This is a genomic window from Mycobacterium sp. shizuoka-1 (assembly GCF_002723835.1).
In the GTDB taxonomy this organism is placed as follows: Bacteria; Actinomycetota; Actinomycetes; order Mycobacteriales; family Mycobacteriaceae; genus Mycobacterium.
This window is the reverse complement of record NZ_BEWG01000126.1, coordinates 1-2079: the sequence shown is the minus strand read 5'-3', so window position 1 is coordinate 2079 and position 2079 is coordinate 1. Positions and strand designations below refer to the sequence as shown.

2 protein-coding genes and 1 pseudogene are annotated in these 2079 nt (G+C 61.7%); 2 read left to right on the top strand and 1 reads right to left on the bottom strand.

The annotated features are described in order from the left end of the window. Window positions 1-606 (top strand): ABC transporter permease (locus tag MSZK_RS29955; protein WP_099252156.1); only part of this gene is annotated, 606 nt, incomplete at its 5' end. A 19-nt stretch (window positions 607-625) separates the two neighbouring features. On the opposite strand, the gene MSZK_RS29950 is transcribed toward MSZK_RS29955, so the two are convergent. Continuing rightward, a complete protein-coding gene (locus tag MSZK_RS29950; RefSeq protein WP_065023304.1) occupies window positions 626-1861 on the bottom strand; it encodes an IS256 family transposase in 1236 nt (411 codons plus the stop codon). A gap of 130 nt (window positions 1862-1991) precedes the next feature. On the opposite strand from MSZK_RS29950, the pseudogene MSZK_RS33655 reads away from it, so the two are divergent. After that, window positions 1992-2079 (top strand): annotated as a pseudogene (locus tag MSZK_RS33655) (ABC transporter permease); the annotation flags it as partial.

The window sequence follows — 2079 nt, the reverse complement described above, 5'->3', positions numbered from 1 at the left end:
GGGACGTTGGCGATGATCGGCGGCACGGTGGTGATCGTCGGGTTTTTGACCCTGGCTGCCGGCGGCACTCTGGCGGTGCAGGGGTATTCGTCGTTGGGCAATATCGGTATCGAAGCGTTGACGGGGTTCCTTGCTGCCTTCATCAATGTGCGGATCAGTGCGCCGGTGGTGGCCGGGATCGGGTTGGCGGCCACGTTCGGGGCTGGGGTGACCGCGCAGTTGGGGGCGATGCGGATCAATGAGGAGATCGACGCCCTGGAGTCGATGGGGATCCCGCCGGTGGAGTATCTGGTGTCGACTCGGATTGTGGCGGGGATGGTGGCGATCACGCCGCTGTATTCGATCGCGGTCATCTTGTCGTTCGTCGCCAGTCAGTTCACCACGGTGGTGTTGTTCGGTCAGTCCGGCGGGCTCTATGACCATTACTTCAACACCTTTTTGAACCCGATCGACTTGTTGTGGAGTTTTTTGCAGGCGGTGTTGATGGCGATCACGATCTTGTTGATCCACACCTACTTCGGCTACTTCGCCACCGGCGGCCCCTCCGGAGTCGGGGTCGCGGTCGGCAACGGAGCCTGTCACGAATTCTGTGTAAGTCAGAGATGATTTGACTACGAGTTGTACTCTAGCACAACGGGATTCGACCGGGGAACAGCCTGGCGAGCGTGTTGAGTGCCACGGTCCAGTTGTGGGTTCCGGTCCCGGAATAGCCTCCTCTCTCGCTGGAGATGTTGCGCAGCCCGAGGTACAGCAACTTCATCGCGGCGTCCTTGTCCGGGAAATGGCCCCGGTTCTTGGTGATTTTGCGCAGCTGGAAGTTGATCGACTCGATGGCGTTAGTGGTGTAGACGATCTTGCGTAGCTCCACCGGATAGTCCAGGAACGGCACGAATTCTGGCCAGGCGCCCCGCCACACGTCGATCGCGCCCGGGTACTGGGTGCCGAATTGCTGATCGAACTCCTTGAGTGCCAATTCAGCGCCATCGACGGTGGGCGCGGTGTAGATCGTCCGCATCGCGGTGGCGACCTTTTTGCGGTCCTTGTAAGACACGAACCGCATCGCGTTGCGGATGACGTGCACCACGCACGTCTGCACGACCGTATCGGGGTAGATCGAGCGGATCGCATCGGGCAGACCGGTCAGGCCGTCGCAGCAGGCGATGAGGATGTCGCGCACGCCGCGGTTGCGTAGGTCGATGACGACCTTCTGCCAGAACTTCGCGCCCTCGCTGTCTTGGATCCAGCAGCCCAGGGCGTGTTTGCGACCGTCGAGATCCACGCCAATGGCCAGATAGGCCACCTTGGTGGTGATGACCCCGTTGTCGCCGATCCGCAGCCGCAGACCGTCGATATAGAGGATCGGATAGACCTCATCCAGGGGCCGAGACTGCCAGGCCTTGATCTCATCGACAACCACCTCGGTGATATTCGAGATCAGCTCCCGCGACACCGATGCCCCGTACACCTCGGCCAGATGGGCTTCGATATCGCGGGTGGTCATGCCGCGTGAATACAGCGACAGCACCACCGAATTAATGTTGTTGAGTCGCCGGGTTTTCTTCGGCACGATCGCCGGCTCGAACGAGCCGTTGCGATCGCGCGGCGCCTCGATACGCACCGGGCCGTTGACGGTGGCTACCGTTTTCGGTGTGGTGCCGTTGCGGGAATTGCCCGATCCGCGCCCGGCCGGATCGCCGGCCTCGTAACCCAGGTGATGGGTCAACTCCGAATTCAGGGCACGCTCGAGCACGGCCTTGGTCAGCTCGTTGAGCAAACCGTCCGCGCCGTCGATCGGGGTCCCCGATTTCACTGCATCGGCGATCAGCGAATCCAGTGTGTCGGCGCTGAACGCCTCCGCCAACCGTCGGGCCGCCGTCTTGTCCTGAGCCGGCGCCTTCGTGGTCTTGGTCACAAAACACTCCTTCTGTCCGCCCCAACGGCGGTCCGATGATGGACCACCTCGGACTTACACAGATGGAATGACACGCCCCGGCAACGCCGTGCGCACCTCCCTGATCGTGGTCGTCTCGGTCACCCTGCTGGTCTCCCTGGCCATCTACGGATCCAACGGCAACTTCA